This window comes from Actinomyces weissii, assembly GCF_016598775.1.
GTDB lineage: Bacteria > Actinomycetota > Actinomycetes > Actinomycetales > Actinomycetaceae > Actinomyces > Actinomyces weissii.
In genome coordinates, this window is the sequence record NZ_CP066802.1 from 1,708,023 (window position 1) to 1,721,944 (window position 13,922).

Sequence of the window (13,922 nt, forward strand, 5' to 3'; positions counted from 1 at the left end):
GCGCACAGCCTAACGACGCCGCGGCTAGCCTAGGAGCATGGCTACGTCGAAGCAGACCATCGCATCGCTCACAGAGCTGCTGGGTCCTGGGGCTCGTGCTCGCGCCATGATGGGCGAGTACGTCCTGTACTGGCGTGAGCGGGTGGTCGGCGGCGTCTACGACGAGCGCCTGCTGCTCAAGGACGTGCCCGCCGTGCGCGAGGCGGTGCCGGACGCCCCGCTGGAGGATCCCTACCCGGGGGCCAAGCCCGCCCGCCGCCTGCCGATACCCAAGGATGAGCAGGAGGCGGGCGCGCTCGTGGAGGTGCTGGAGGCCGTGTGGGAGCAGGTGCCGGCGCCGCGCAGTCGCTGAGGTGCTCCTGAGGGCCGGGGTGGGCCTAGCGCGGTTGCTTTCGGGGGCGAGTCGAGCTTCAGCCTGCGGAGCGTGTCTGGCTCTCCCTCACCAAGCTCGTTGCCGTCCTTATGCTCGGCGCCCCCTCAAGGTGGGCTCGCGACAGCTGTCTGGAGTCCGTTCCACCGGACGACAGGGCTCGCCTCCCCCTAACTCATAACGCCCACTGACTCCCACAGATTCTGTTAACGTATGATACAGTTCACTCTGCGTGAGTTTGCGACCAAGCATTTCTCAAACCAAAGGCTCAAACCATGCTCAGCGTGTCCCCACGAGCCCGTTCCTATAGACAGGAACTTGCATTCATCCTTGTCGCGCTCATGGCACTCTGGACGAGCGCACCTGCGACCGCCGCCGAAACGGAGAGGTCAGTCGCGGATTCATATACCGCTGTGAACGAATATATAACAGACGAGGGATTCCTCCTCAACGACGCCCTCCTTGACACTCGCATCGCAGAGAAGACAGCGATCGAGTTTGCCGTCGGCTACTACATCGGAGGCGGCCATGTAGTCACCTCCAACTCTCGGTCCGCCATTACCCCAAGCCAGGAACTAGCGCTCGATGCATACAAGGATCAACTCTCCCGCATCCCTGTCGAGCGAGGGAGCTACGTTGGCCGCACTGGGGCTCGAGCCTTTTGGCCCACCGTGTATCTCAACTCGTGCCAGGCCTCCGTACTGAACAACCTCCTGAACGCAGGAGCTGGCGTTGCCGGAGTTGCTGGACTACTCACAGGCTGGACCGGTATCGGCGCGGTCGGCGCTAGCGCGATCGCCTCTGCACTCGTCATCACAGGCGGCATATACGGTCTCTGCAATTCATGGGGAAGGGGTATCAAGGTGTACGTCACCCCTGCCGCTGTTCCCGTCTGCTGGGCACAATAAGTCGGTGACCACTATGAACCGCACCCCCAAGAAGAGTCACGCCGCTCGGGCGGTCATCCTCATCCTCGCCATCGTCGGCCTGATCACCAGCATCATCGCCCTGGTCATGTCACTGAATGGCAAAGACTCGTCACCGCTCGGGGCAGTGTCCTCCACCCTGATCATAGCGACCGTCGTGTTCCTCCTCCTCGACCAGCGCAAGCGCTGAGACGGGCATGGGCGCACCCCGGACCGCGCCGCCCCCATGACGGGCAGGGCGAGGGTCCCTCCGGTCATCACCGCAGGGACCCTCGCCGCTGTCGCCGTTGAGCCTACGGCGGGGCCGGGTCAACTCGTCGCCGCCCGCGCTCAGGCGCGGGAAACCCTGGCCTTAGGCTCGCCGACGGCGGGGGCGGCCACGACGTCCGCGGCCACACAACTCGTCTCCGCCTTGATGAGGTCAAGATAGGCGCCGGTCCAGGCCTCCTTGTCCGCAGGCACCGTCAGGGTCAGGTTGACCGGCTCCCCGATCTGCATACCCGCCGCCTTGCGCTCATCCATGACCAGGCGCACCAGGTCACGGGCCCAACCCTCCGCCTCCAGCGCCTCGTCCAGGGCGGTGTCCAGCACCACGAAGGCCCCGGAGCCGAGCATGGTCGCGGCCAGCGACTCGTCCTCCAGCTCGATGCGGCTGGTGAGGGTGAAGGAGCCCTCCTCCGCCTCCAGGACCACGGGGGTGCCCTCCAGCAGCACGCCGTCGAAGCGCACGTCGCCGTCCTCCGTGAGCTCCCACTCCCCGGCCTTGACGGCGGCGAAGAGCCGGGAGGTCAGCTTGCGCACCTCGGGGGTGAAGGCGGGCGGGTTGAGCGCCAGCTGCTCGGTGATCTGGTAGCCGGCGTCGGCGGCGTCCAGGACCCGCACCTCCTTGACGTTGACCTCCTCACCGATCAGCGTCCGGAAGGGCGCCAGGCCCGCCGGGTCGGTGGTGGCCACGGTCAGGGAGCGCAGGGGCTGGCGCACCCGCAGCTTCTCCGCCTTGCGCAGGCTCAGGGCCGCCGAGACCGCCTCCCGGGCGTCGTCCATGGCAGAGACCAGGGCGGGGTCGGCCACGTGGGTGGGCAGCACCGGCCAGTCGGTCAGGTGCACGGAGCGCTCGCCCGTCAGCCCCCGATAGACCTCCTCGCTGACCAGCGGGGCGAGCGGGGCCATCACCTGGGTGAGCACGCGCAGCACCGTGGCCAGGGTGTCGAAGGCCGGCCGGTGGACGGCGGGGTCGGCGTCGGTGAAGCGGGACCGGGAGGTGCGCAGGTACCAGTTGGTGAGCACGTCCATGAAGTCCCGGATCGTGGCGGTGGCCCCGGTGACCTCGTAGGCGTCCATCTGGGCGGCCACCGTGGCGGCCAGGTCCTTGGTGCGGGCCAGCACGTAGCGGTCCATCACCGGCAGGCTACCGCGCGGCCCGAACAGGCTCTGGTCCGCCAGGTCCACTCCGGGGGTGGTGTAGCAGCCCCCCTCCTGGGCCTGGCTGGCGTACAGGGAGAAGAAGTACCAGGTGTTCCACAGCGGCAGGAGCACCTGGCGCACCGTGTCCCGGACGGCCTTTTCCTTGACCGCCAGGTTCCCGCCGCGCACCACGGGGCTGGACAGCAGGAACCAGCGCATGGCGTCCGCCCCGTCCCGGTTGAAGACCATGTTGACGTCGGGGTAGTTGCGCAGGGACTTGCTCATCTTGGCGCCGTCGTCACCCAGCAGGATGCCGTGGGAGACGCAGGTGCGGAAGGCAGGCCGGTCGAACAGGGCGGTAGCCAGCACGTGCAGGGTGTAGAACCAGCCGCGGGTCTGCCCGATGTACTCCACGATGAAGTCCCCCGGGTTGTGGGACTCGAACCACTCGACGTTCTCAAAGGGGTAGTGCACCTGGGCGAAGGGCATGGCCCCGGACTCGAACCAGCAGTCCAGGACGTCGGGGATACGGCGCATCATGGAGCGGCCCGTGGGGTCGTCCGGGTTGGGGCGCACCAGGGTGTCGATGAAGGGCCGGTGCAGGTCCTTGACCTCCACCCCGAAGTCCCGCTCCAGCTCCTCGAAGGAGCCGTAGACGTCCTCACGCGGGTAGGCAGGGTCGTCGGAGCGCCACACGGGGATGGGGGCACCCCAGAAGCGGTTGCGGGAGATGGACCAGTCGCGGGCGCCAGCCAGCCAGTTGCCGAAGATCCCGTCCTTGATGTGGGCGGGGGTCCACTCGATGTCCTGGTTGAGCTCGACCATCCGGTCACGGATGGCCGTCACCTTCACGAACCAGCTGGACACGGCCTTGTAGATCAGGGGATTGCGGCAGCGCCAGCAGTGCGGGTAGCTGTGCACGTAGCTCTTCTGCTGCACCAGGACGGCGCGGCGGGCGGACTCCACCCGGGACAGCGGGCCGCTGCCGTCGCGCAGGTCCGCGATGATCGGCTTGTTGGCCTCAAAGACCTGCAGCCCCTGGTAGTCAGGGACCTCGGCGGTGAAGCAGCCGCCGTCGTCGACCGGCAGGACCGGGTTGATGCCAGCCTCCTGGCAGACGAGCATGTCGTCCTCACCGAAGGCGGGGGCGAGGTGGACCAGCCCGGTGCCGTCCTCGGTGGTCACGTAGTCGCCGCCGATGACCGTCCAGCCGTTGGGGCCGGGCGCGGCCCCCTCCGCCCGGTGCCCGGCGTCGTCGAAGTAGCCGAAGATCGGGTGGTAGCGGCGGCCCACCAGCTCGGAGCCCTTGAGACGGGCGAGCACCTGGGGCTCCTCACCGAGCTCCTTGGCGTAGGCGGCCAGTCGGGCCTCCCCCAGGACCACGTCCTGCCCGGCCAGCGGGGAGTCCAGGTCCGGGGCCACGCGCACCACCGCGTAGTCGATGTCCGGGCCCACGGCGACCGCCAGGTTGGAGGGCAGGGTCCAGGGGGTGGTGGTCCAGATCAGCACCAGCTCGGGGGTGGTGGCCTCGGGCAGCAGCGGCTCGGTCAGGCGCATGCCGACGGTTACGGTGTTGTCCTGACGGTCCTGGTAGACGTCGTCATCCATCTTGAGCTCGTGGTTGCTCAAGGGGGTGCGGTCGTGCCAGCAGTAGGGCAGCACCCGGTAGCCCTGGTAGGCCAGCCCCTTGTCGTAGAGGGTCTTGAAGGCCCAGATGACGGACTCCATGTAGTCGGGGTCCAGGGTCTTGTAGTCACCCTCGAAGTCCACCCAGCGGGCCTGGCGGGTGACGTACTCCTCCCACTCCTTGGTGTAGCGCAGCACGGAGGTGCGGCACTCCTCGTTGAACCTGCCGATGCCGATCCCCCCGGGGCGGGTGATCTCCGAGACATCGTCGATGCCCAGCAGCCGCTGGGCCTCCAGCTCGGCGGGCAGCCCGTGGGTGTCCCAGCCGAAGCGCCGCTCCACGCGGCGGCCCTGCTGGGTCTGGTAGCGGCCCACGGCGTCCTTCACGTAGCCGGTCAGCAGGTGCCCGTAGTGGGGCAGGCCGTTGGCGAAGGGCGGGCCGTCGTAGAAGACGAACTCGTTGGGGGTGCCGTCGGGGTCGTGGGTGGGGCGGGCGTCGATAGAGGCCTGGAAGGTGCCGTCCTCCTTCCAGTAGGCCAGGACCTCCTCCTCGATCCTGGGGAAGGAGGGGGCGGGGTCAACCTGCTGGCCGGGCCGGTGCAGGGGGTAGAAGGAGGCCCCGGTGGGGGTGCCGGTGTGGTCGGTGTCTGTGGCCATCTGCTCTGCCTCGCGTCCGTCTCGTGCCGTGTGGGGACGAGGACGACGCCGGTGCCAGCCGGTCCTGCCGGACCGCGGGCACCGCACCGCGGTACCACCTCGCTTGCCTGGCCTGCCGGGTCCGGGTGACCGGAGACGGCGTGGCCGGGCCGCTCGTTAGGGGGCTGTGCGGGCCCCGCCCGCCCGGTTCTACTGGGGTGCCGGGGCACCGGTTCTTCCGGGAGGCTCGCCGGTGATACCCAGGGCCGCGTGGCTGCGCCTCCCTGGCCGGGTCAGTGCCTGTTGGCGGGGAGTTTAGCGGCTGGCTGTGGCGACTTCCAGGGGCGGGCGCGGTTCCCCGGCGTCGTGCTGGCCACACCGGCCGGGGTCCGGTTGGAGCCTGGCCTGGAGTCTGGCCTGGCGTTTGGTCTGTGCCCGCGCTGCCTGACCTGGCAGGAAGGTTGCAGCAAGGTAGCAGTAAGGTGTTGAGGTGATGGTCCGGGCCCCAGTCCGAAGGCTGCCTCTCCACCCGTTCTTGCCACTGGCGGAGGGCTAGAACCAGGTCCTTGCAAGACAGTCGGGCTGCCGTCACTGCAAGCACGCGGGTCCCGCCCCCGCCTCCAGGAGCCGGAGCCGCTCCAGGCCTCCGCCAGTGACAGGATCCCGCCGCCGGTCCCGGCTACCCTGGCCCCATGACGGTCTACGGCTTTATCGGCGCGGGGAACATGGCGGGCGCGATCGTGCGCGGCGCGGTAGCGGCGGGCCTGACCCGCGGGGCGGACCCCGCTACCGTCCTGGTCACGAGCGCCCACGACTCGGCCGCCGCCCTGGCCGCGCAGCTCGCGGACCCCCGCGTGGAGGCGCTGGAGGAAGCGCCTGCCCTGGTGCGCCGCAGTGACGTGCTGGTGCTGGGTGTCAAGCCGCACGTCGTCCCCCAGGTCCTGGCCGCCCTGCGCGAGCCACTGACCAGCAGCCGCCCGCTCGTGGTCTCCCTGGCCGCGGGGCTCCCCCTCGACCGCCTGGCCTCGCTCCTGCCGCAAGACGCTCGCGTGGTGCGTGCCATGCCCAATATGGCGGCCGCCGTCGGCCAGTCCATGACCGCCCTGACCGCCGGGCCGCAGGCCACCGACGACGACCTGGCCGCGGTCACCGCGCTGCTGGGGGCCGTGGGCCGCACCGTCGTGCTGCCTGAGCGGCTCTTTGCGGCCTTCACGGCGATCGCGGGCTGCTCCCCGGCCTTCGTGTTCACCTTCGTCGAGGCCCTGGCCCGCGGTGGAGTGGAGGCGGGCCTGCCCAAGGCGCAGGCGGTGGAGATCGCCACCCAGGCGGTCCTGGGATCCGCCCTCAGCATCCAGGCCGAGGCGGCCCGCGCCGCCGCCGGGCTGCCTGCGCGCACGCCCGCCGACCTGGTGGACGCCGTCTGCTCCCCCGGGGGCACGACGGTGGCCGGGCTGGTGGCCCTGGAGCGGGCAGGCTTCTCCCCCGCCGTCGTGGCGGGCGTCCAGGCCACGATCGACCGGGACCGCGAGCTGGGGGCCTGAGCAGGCACCCGCACAGGCCCCGGCGCTCTGCCTGCCGGGCCTCCATACGCCGCGTAGCCGACCCGCCCCGGACAACGCCCAGGCCAACGCGCATGACACCCCGGACATCTCCCCGACCAACGCGCATGGCACCCAGGACATCGCCCAGGCCAGCGCGCATGGCACCCAGGACATCGCCCAGACCGCCCGCACCATGCCCCACCCCCTCGCCTCCACTTGTGCATTTCGGCGCGAGTGGTGCCGGAAAACCGCACCACTCGCGCCGAAATGCACAAGTCGGGGTCGGGTGACGCGCCAGAGTCTTATCGGACCTGGAGAAACCCACCACCACGCACTCAGTGGTTGGCACACCGCCTACCCCGAGCTCCACCTGCGCCACCAACAGGCCCCACCGTGCCCCCACCGCGCCTGCAAGGCGCCCAGCACCCCACCGCCCTGCACACCTTCCCCCCGTAGCCCACTTCACAGGGCCTGGGACCTGCCTGCCGGTAGTGGTGCTGCGGGCGCATGACAGAATCGGGCGCATGTCTGGATCTGAGCCGTCTAACCGCATCCTGCCCTCCGAGCTCCACAGCCCGCGCGTGCCCGCCAAGGTCAGCGCCGACGGACTGGAGACGGCCTGGGGCCAGCGCTGGGAGGAGCAGGGCACCTACGCCTACGACCGCAGCGCCTCCCGCGAGCAGACCTTCTCGATCGACACCCCGCCGCCCACCGCCTCCGGCTCCCTGCACGTGGGGCACGTCTTCTCCTACACGCACACGGACACCGTGGCCCGCTACCAGCGCATGACCGGCAAGGCCGTCTTCTACCCCATGGGCTGGGACGACAACGGCCTGCCCACGGAGCGTCGGGTCCAGAACTACTACGGCGTGCGCTGCGACCCCACCCTTGCCTACGACCCGGACTTCCAGCCCCCCTTCGAGGGCGGTGAGGGCCGGTCCGTCAAGGCCCGCGACCAGGTGCCGGTCTCCCGCCGTAACTTCGTGGAGCTGTGCGAGCGCCTGACGGTGCAGGACGAGGCCCAGTTCGAGCAGCTCTGGCGCTACCTGGGCCTGAGCGTGGACTGGAAGCAGACCTACCAGACCATCGGGGCGCGCGCCCGCAAGGTGGCCCAGGCCGCCTTCCTGCGCAACCTGGCCCGGGGGGAGGCCTACCAGGCTGCTGCCCCCGGCCTGTGGGACGTGACCTTCCAGACGGCGGTGGCCCAGGCCGAGCTGGAGTCGCGCGAGTACCCGGGCTTCTACCACCGGCTGGCCTTCCACGTGGTGGACGCCGAGGCCGCCGCCTCGGCCAGGGCTGCAGGCGCTCCCATCGAGGACGAGGTGGACATCTGCATCGAGACCACCCGCCCCGAGCTGCTGCCCGCCTGCGTGGCCCTGGTCGCCCACCCCGACGACGAGCGCTTCAAGCCGCTCTTCGGCACCACCGTGGCCTCCCCGGTCTTCGGCGTCGAGGTGCCGGTGCTGCCCCACCCGGCCGCGGAGATGGACAAGGGCGCGGGCATCGCCATGTGCTGCACCTTCGGTGACACCACGGACATCGACTGGTGGCGGGACCTTTCCCTGCCGCTGCGGGCGGTGCTGCGCAAGGACGGCCGTCTGGAGGCGGAGACCCCCGAGTGGATCACCTCGGCCAAGGGCCGTGAGGTCTACGCCCAGATGGCGGGCAAGACCACCTTCTCCGCCCGGGAGGTGCTGGTCCAGGAGCTGGCCGCCTCTGGGGAGATGCGCGGCGAGCCCGTCAGGACCCTGCGCCAGACCAGCTTCTTCGAGAAGGGCGACAAGCCCCTGGAGATCGTCACCTCCCGCCAGTGGTACATCCGCAACGGCGGCAAGCCCTGGACCAACCCGGCCAGCGGTGCCGACCTGAACGAGGAGCTGATCGGGCGGGGCCGCGACCTGGCCTTCCACCCCGACTTCATGCGGGTGCGCTACGAGAACTGGGTCAAGGGACTGAACAACGACTGGCTGATCTCCCGGCAGCGCTTCTTCGGCGTGCCCTTCCCGGTGTGGTACCGGGTGGACGCCGAGGGCCAGGTGGACTACGACGCCGTCATCACCCCCGCCGAGTCCGCCCTACCGGTGGACCCGTCCTCGGACGTCCCGGAGGGCTTCACCGAGGAGCAGCGGGGCGTGCCCGGGGGCTTCGTGGGCGAGCTGGACATCATGGACACCTGGGCCACCTCCTCCCTGTCCCCTCAGCTGGCCTGCGGCTGGCTGAGCGACGAGGACCTGTTCTCCCGCACCTACCCGATGGACCTGCGCCCCCAGGGCCAGGACATCATCCGCACCTGGCTGTTCTCCACGGTGGTGCGCGCCAACCTGGAGTTCGGGGCCCTGCCGTGGGCGCACGCGGGTATCTCCGGCTGGATCCTGGACCCGGACCACAAGAAGATGAGCAAGTCTAAGGGCAACGTGGTCACCCCTATGGGCCTGCTGGAGAAGTACGGCTCCGACGCGGTGCGCTACTGGGCGGCCTCGGCGCGCCTGGGCCTGGACGCCACCTTCGATGAGGCGCAGATCAAGGTGGGCCGCCGTCTGGCCATCAAGGTGCTGAACGCCTCCAAGTTCGCCTTGTCCATGGGGGTGCCGTGGGACGCCGACGCGGCCACCGCGGCCGCCGCTCCCGCCCCCAGCCTGGACACCGCTGCCGTGACCGAACCGGTGGACCGGGCGGTGCTGGCGGCCCTGGCTGACGTCGTGGACGCCGCCACCAAGGCATTTGAGGGCTTTGAGCACGCCCGCGCCCTGGAGGTGGCCGAGTCCTTCTTCTGGACCTTCTGCGACGACTACATCGAGCTGGTCAAGGACCGGGCCAATGACTTCGACGGCGTCCACGCGGCCGCCGCGGTGGCCTCGGCCCGCACCACCCTGGCGGTGGCGGTGGACACCTTCGTAAGGCTCTTCGCCCCCTTCCTGCCCTTCGTGACCGAGGAGGTGTGGAGCTGGTACCGCACCGGCTCGGTGCACCGCGCTGCCTGGCCGCAGGCGGCGGGGCTGCGGGCTGCGGCCGCGGGCGCGGACCAGGCGCTTATCGGCCAGGCTGGCACGGCGCTGGCGGCCCTGCGCAAGCTCAAGTCCGAGGCCAAGGTCAGCCAGAAGACGCCGATTGAGTCCGTGACCCTGGAGGTCTCCGCGGAGCTGGCGGAGGCGATTGAGCTGGTGCGTGCGGACCTGCTGGAGGCCGCCAAGGTGACTGGCCCGTTGACGCTCACGGCTGCCGCCCCGACGGCGGAGGCTGAGGCGGTGGCCCCGGTACTGGTCACCGCGCACGTGCTGGGTGAGGCTCCGGCCAAGCCTGCCAAGGCCTGAACCGTGCCCGCGGGGGCGGCGAGCCCCGGCGGACCTTCCTGAAGCCCACTACCAGAGACACCTCTGTTAGTGGGTTTCTACAAGACCCCTGGGTGTATCTCTCGTTCCCGCCCCAGCCCCTGAGGCCGTGGCACTGACACAATGTGCGGGTGATCCCTTTCCTTACCCGCCAGCCCCAGGAGACCTCCACTACCCCGGCACCAGCACAGGTGTCGGTGCGTGACGGCGTGAGCTCCAGCCCGCTGACTGAGGAGCCGCAGTCAGGCTGGACCGTCCCGTGGCTGCTGGCGCAGCGGGTGGAGCGGGACCCCGACTCCGTCGTCATTGAGCGCAAGACCCACCTGGGGCGCGGCTGGCAGAAGGTGACCGCCCGCTACTTCGCGGAGGAGGTGGCCCAGGTCGCGGCCGGGCTGATGGGCCTGGGGCTGCGCCAGGGCCAGTCCGTGGCCCTGATGGCCAGCACCTCCTACGAGTGGACCCTGGTGGACATGGCTATCGCCCGTGCGGGCCTGGTCAGCGTGCCGATCTACGAGACCGACTCCGCCGAGCAGGTCGAGTGGATCCTGACCGACTCCGACGTGCGCCTGGTCATCACGGACTCCGCGGCGCTGGGCGAGCTGGTCCGCGGCGCGGTCAAGGCCGTGCGCCAGGACCGGCCGCAGACCCCGAGCATCCCGGTGCTGGTGCTGGCCCGGGACGCCCTGACCCAGCTGGCGGAGGCGGGCCGCAAGGTGAGCCGCGCCGAGCTGGACGAGCGCACCGCCTCCCTGACCACTGACGACCTGTACTCCGTCATCTACACCTCCGGCACCACCGGCAGGCCCAAGGGCGTGGAGCTGACCCACCGCAACTGTGCCGGGCTGGCCTGGAACGGGGTGCGGTGGATCCCTGAGCTGCTGTGGGCCAAGGACGCCCGCCTGCTGCTGTTCCTGCCCCTGGCGCACTCCTACGCCCGCTTCCTGCAGCTGCTGGCCCTGGCGGGCAACGGGGTGCTGGGCCACTCCGACCCCAAGACGCTGCTGCCGGACCTCAAGGCCTTCGCCCCCACCTACGTGCTGGCCGTGCCCCGGGTGCTGGAGAAGATCTACAACGCCGCTGACGCCAAGGCGGGAACCGGCCTGCGGCTCAGGACCTTCCGCTGGGCCGCGAAGGTAGCCATCCAGTACTCGCGGGCCCTGGACACGGAGGCGGGCCCCTCCCGGTCCCTGGCCGCCAGCCACCAGCTGGCTGACCGCCTGGTGTACCGCACCCTGCGCTCCCTGCTCGGCCCCAACGCCAGGTACGCGATCTCCGGGGGCGGCCCCCTGGGCGAGCGCCTGGGGCACTTCTACCGGGGTATCGGCCTGGAGGTCCTGGAGGGCTACGGGCTGACCGAGACCATCGGCCCCACCTCCGTGAACCTGCCGGAGCGGAACAAGATCAGCACGGTCGGCCCGCCGGTGTGCGGCAACCAGGTGCGGGTCAGTGCGGACGGCGAGATCGAGGTGCGTGGCCTGGGGGTCTTCCGGGGCTACCGCAACAACCCGGAGGCGAACGCGGAGGCCTTCACCCCGGACGGCTGGTTCCGCACCGGGGACATCGGCGCGATCGACGAGGAGGGCTGGATCTCGATCACCGGTCGCAAGAAGGAGCTGATCGTGACCGCCGGGGGCAAGAACGTGGCCCCGGCCCTGCTGGAGGACCGCCTGCGCGGCCACCCGCTGGTCTCCCAGGTGCTGGTGGTCGGTGACCAGAAGCCCTTCATCTCCGCCCTGATCACCCTGGACGCGGAGATGCTGCCGCAGTGGCTCACTAACCACGGCCTGCCGGAGATGGACGTGGTCACGGCCTCCACCAACCCGCAGGTGCTCGCCAAGCTGGACCAGGCGGTGGCCCGCACCAACCGGGCCGTCTCCCGGGCCGAGTCTATCCGCTCCTACCGGGTGCTGACCTCGGACTTCACGGAGGCTAACGGGCTGCTGACCCCCTCACTGAAGGTCAAGCGCAACGCAGTGCTGGAGTGCTTCTCCGAGGTCGTTGACGACATCTACAAGTCTGTTAAGGCCGGACCGCAGGACTAGGACGGCTTCGCTGGGGAACCAGCAGGCTGTTTAGTACCTTTCCACCGAATGTCGGCGGGCTTTCGCAGGGTTGTCTGAAAGACGCCGGGGCCCGGGGCGGTACATGCTTGGTGTATGAGCAGCTCTCCCGCCCAGCCCGACGCCGCCCAGGCATCCAGTCCCAGCCTGCCTGGGCGGGACGCCGCAGCCGGGCTGCCACCCGTCGGCGGGAGGGCCTCCCGGGAGCTGCACGCCGACCTGGCAGTGCCGCTGCACGCGGGCATGACCGGCCCCTGGGCCCTGGCCCAGCGTGCCCAGCGCAACCCCACCGGGGCGCTGATCTCCCGCAAGTCCTCCCTGGGCCGGTCCTGGCGGGAGATGAGCGCCGCGGCCTTCCGGGACCGGGTGCGGGAGGCGGCCGCGGGCCTGGTGGCCAAGGGTCTGGAGCCGGGGGACTGCATCGCGATCATGTCCCACACCTGCTACGAGTGGACCCTGCTGGACTTCGCGGCCTGGGAGGCTGGCCTGGTGGTGGTGCCGGTGTACGAGACCTCCTCCGCCGAGCAGGCCGAGTGGATCCTGAGCGACGCCGCCGTCCGGCTGGTGGTGGTCGAGGACGAGTCCATGGAGCTGATGGTGCTCGCGCTCAAGGCGCAGAATCCGGCGCTGGCGGGGCTGGAGGTGCTGTGCCTGGCCCGGGAGGCGGTCACCGAGCTGGTCCTGGCGGGCAAGCAGGTGCCTGTGGCCGAGCTGGACCGGCGTACCGCCGCCCTGACCAGGGACAGCCTGGCGACCATCGTCTACACCTCTGGTACCACGGGGCGTCCCAAGGGTGCGGAGCTCAGCCACGGGAACCTGTTCGGGCTGGCCTTCAACGCCTGCGTGCACGTGCCTGAGGTCCTGGAGGCCCAGACTGTGCGGGCCCTGCTGTTCCTACCTCTGGCGCACGTGCTGGGGCGTTTCGTGGAGCTGGCGGTGGTCTGCTCCTCCGGCGGCGTCCTGGGGCACGCCCCGGACGTGAAGAACCTGGTCACGGACCTGGCGACCTTCCGCCCCACCTTCGTGCCAGCGGTCCCCAGGGTCTTTGAGAAGATCTACAACGCGGCGGACGCCCGTAACCAGGGGGCCAGGCAGAAGGTGTTCCGTCTGGCGGCCAAGACCGCTATCGCCTACTCCCGCGCCCTGGACTCCCCTCAGGGGCCCTCCCGGGGGCTGCGTGCCCAGCACGCGGCCTTTGACCGCCTGGTGTACCGGACCTTACGCAACATCTTGGGCGGGCAGGTCACCCACGTGATCTCCGGCGGCGGCCCGCTGGGTGAGCGCCTGGGACACTTCTTCCGGGGCGCGGGCGTGACGGTCCTGGAGGGCTACGGGCTGACGGAGACTTCCGCCCCCTGCACCGTGAACCTGCCCACGGCCACGGAGATCGGCTCTGTGGGCCTGCCGATCCCTGGCACCAGCATCCGGGTGGAGGAGGACGGTGAGATCCTGGTCAAGGGTATCGGGGTCTTCCAGGGCTACCACGGCAGCCCGGAGGCGACGGCGGAGGTGCTGTCGGAGGACGGCTGGCTGCGCACCGGGGACATCGGCTCCTTCAACGACCGGGGCTTCCTGCGGATCACGGGGCGCAAGAAGGAGCTGATCGTGACGGCGGGGGGCAAGAACGTGGCCCCGGCGGCACTGGAGGACCGGCTGCGCGGGCACCCGCTGGTATCCCAGGTGCTGGTGGTGGGCGACAACCGCCCTTGCATCGGGGCACTGGTGACCCTGGACGCGGAGATGCTGCCCCTGTGGCTGTCCAGCCACGGCCTGGAGCAGATGGACGTGGTGGACGCCGCTAGCGACCGACGGGTGCGTGCAGCCCTGGAGCAGGCGGTGGCGCGCGCCAACGAGGCGGTGTCGCGGGCGGAGTCGATCCGCACCTTTAAGGTGCTGCCCACGGACTTCACGGTGGCGAACGGCCTGCTGACGCCGTCCATGAAGGTGCGCCGGGCCCAGGCCGCGGAGCGCTTCGCCACGGAGATCGACTCCCTCTACGAGCGCCTGTGACGGGCGGGGAGGGCGGAGCC

The 13,922-nt window shown here is 70.1% G+C and carries 8 protein-coding genes; 7 read left to right on the forward strand and 1 reads right to left on the reverse strand.

The window, feature by feature from the left end:
• The first annotated feature begins 37 nt into the window (after positions 1-37).
• The 3 genes from JG540_RS07020 to JG540_RS07030 all read left to right on the forward strand — a co-directional run bounded on the left by JG540_RS07020 (position 38) and on the right by JG540_RS07030 (position 1,486).
• The gene (locus JG540_RS07020) at positions 38-352 is read left to right on the forward strand and encodes a transcriptional regulator (RefSeq protein ID WP_200274917.1); all 315 of its coding nucleotides are present in this window, start codon (positions 38-40) and stop codon (positions 350-352) included.
• A gap of 293 nt (positions 353-645) precedes the next feature.
• Positions 646-1,278, forward strand: a complete 633-nt coding sequence (locus JG540_RS07025) for a hypothetical protein (RefSeq protein ID WP_200274919.1) — start codon at positions 646-648, stop codon at positions 1,276-1,278.
• A 4-nt stretch (positions 1,279-1,282) separates the two neighbouring features.
• The gene (locus JG540_RS07030) at positions 1,283-1,486 is read left to right on the forward strand and encodes a hypothetical protein (RefSeq protein WP_200274920.1); all 204 of its coding nucleotides are present in this window, start codon (positions 1,283-1,285) and stop codon (positions 1,484-1,486) included.
• Between the two features lie 140 nt (positions 1,487-1,626).
• On the opposite strand, the gene ileS is transcribed toward JG540_RS07030, so the two are convergent.
• Positions 1,627-4,983: an isoleucine--tRNA ligase gene (gene ileS, locus JG540_RS07035; protein WP_200274921.1), complete on the reverse strand. Its 3,357-nt coding sequence runs from the start codon at positions 4,981-4,983 to the stop codon at positions 1,627-1,629.
• 671 nt (positions 4,984-5,654) lie between these two features.
• Here ileS and proC point away from each other — a divergent pair.
• The 4 genes from proC (at position 5,655) to JG540_RS07055 (ending at position 13,902) form a co-directional block, all read left to right on the forward strand.
• Positions 5,655-6,503, forward strand: a complete 849-nt coding sequence (gene proC / locus JG540_RS07040) for a pyrroline-5-carboxylate reductase (RefSeq protein ID WP_200274922.1) — start codon at positions 5,655-5,657, stop codon at positions 6,501-6,503.
• Positions 6,504-7,027: 524 nt separating this feature from the next.
• Positions 7,028-9,814, forward strand: coding sequence for a valine--tRNA ligase (gene valS, locus JG540_RS07045; protein ID WP_200274923.1), 2,787 nt, complete (start codon positions 7,028-7,030; stop codon positions 9,812-9,814).
• Between the two features lie 152 nt (positions 9,815-9,966).
• Positions 9,967-11,874, forward strand: coding sequence for an AMP-dependent synthetase/ligase (locus tag JG540_RS07050; RefSeq protein ID WP_407648358.1), 1,908 nt, complete (start codon positions 9,967-9,969; stop codon positions 11,872-11,874).
• Between the two features lie 114 nt (positions 11,875-11,988).
• Positions 11,989-13,902 carry an AMP-dependent synthetase/ligase gene (locus JG540_RS07055; protein ID WP_200274924.1) on the forward strand — a complete coding sequence of 638 codons (1,914 nt, stop codon included), beginning with the start codon at positions 11,989-11,991 and terminating at the stop codon, positions 13,900-13,902.
• Positions 13,903-13,922: the final 20 nt, after the last annotated feature.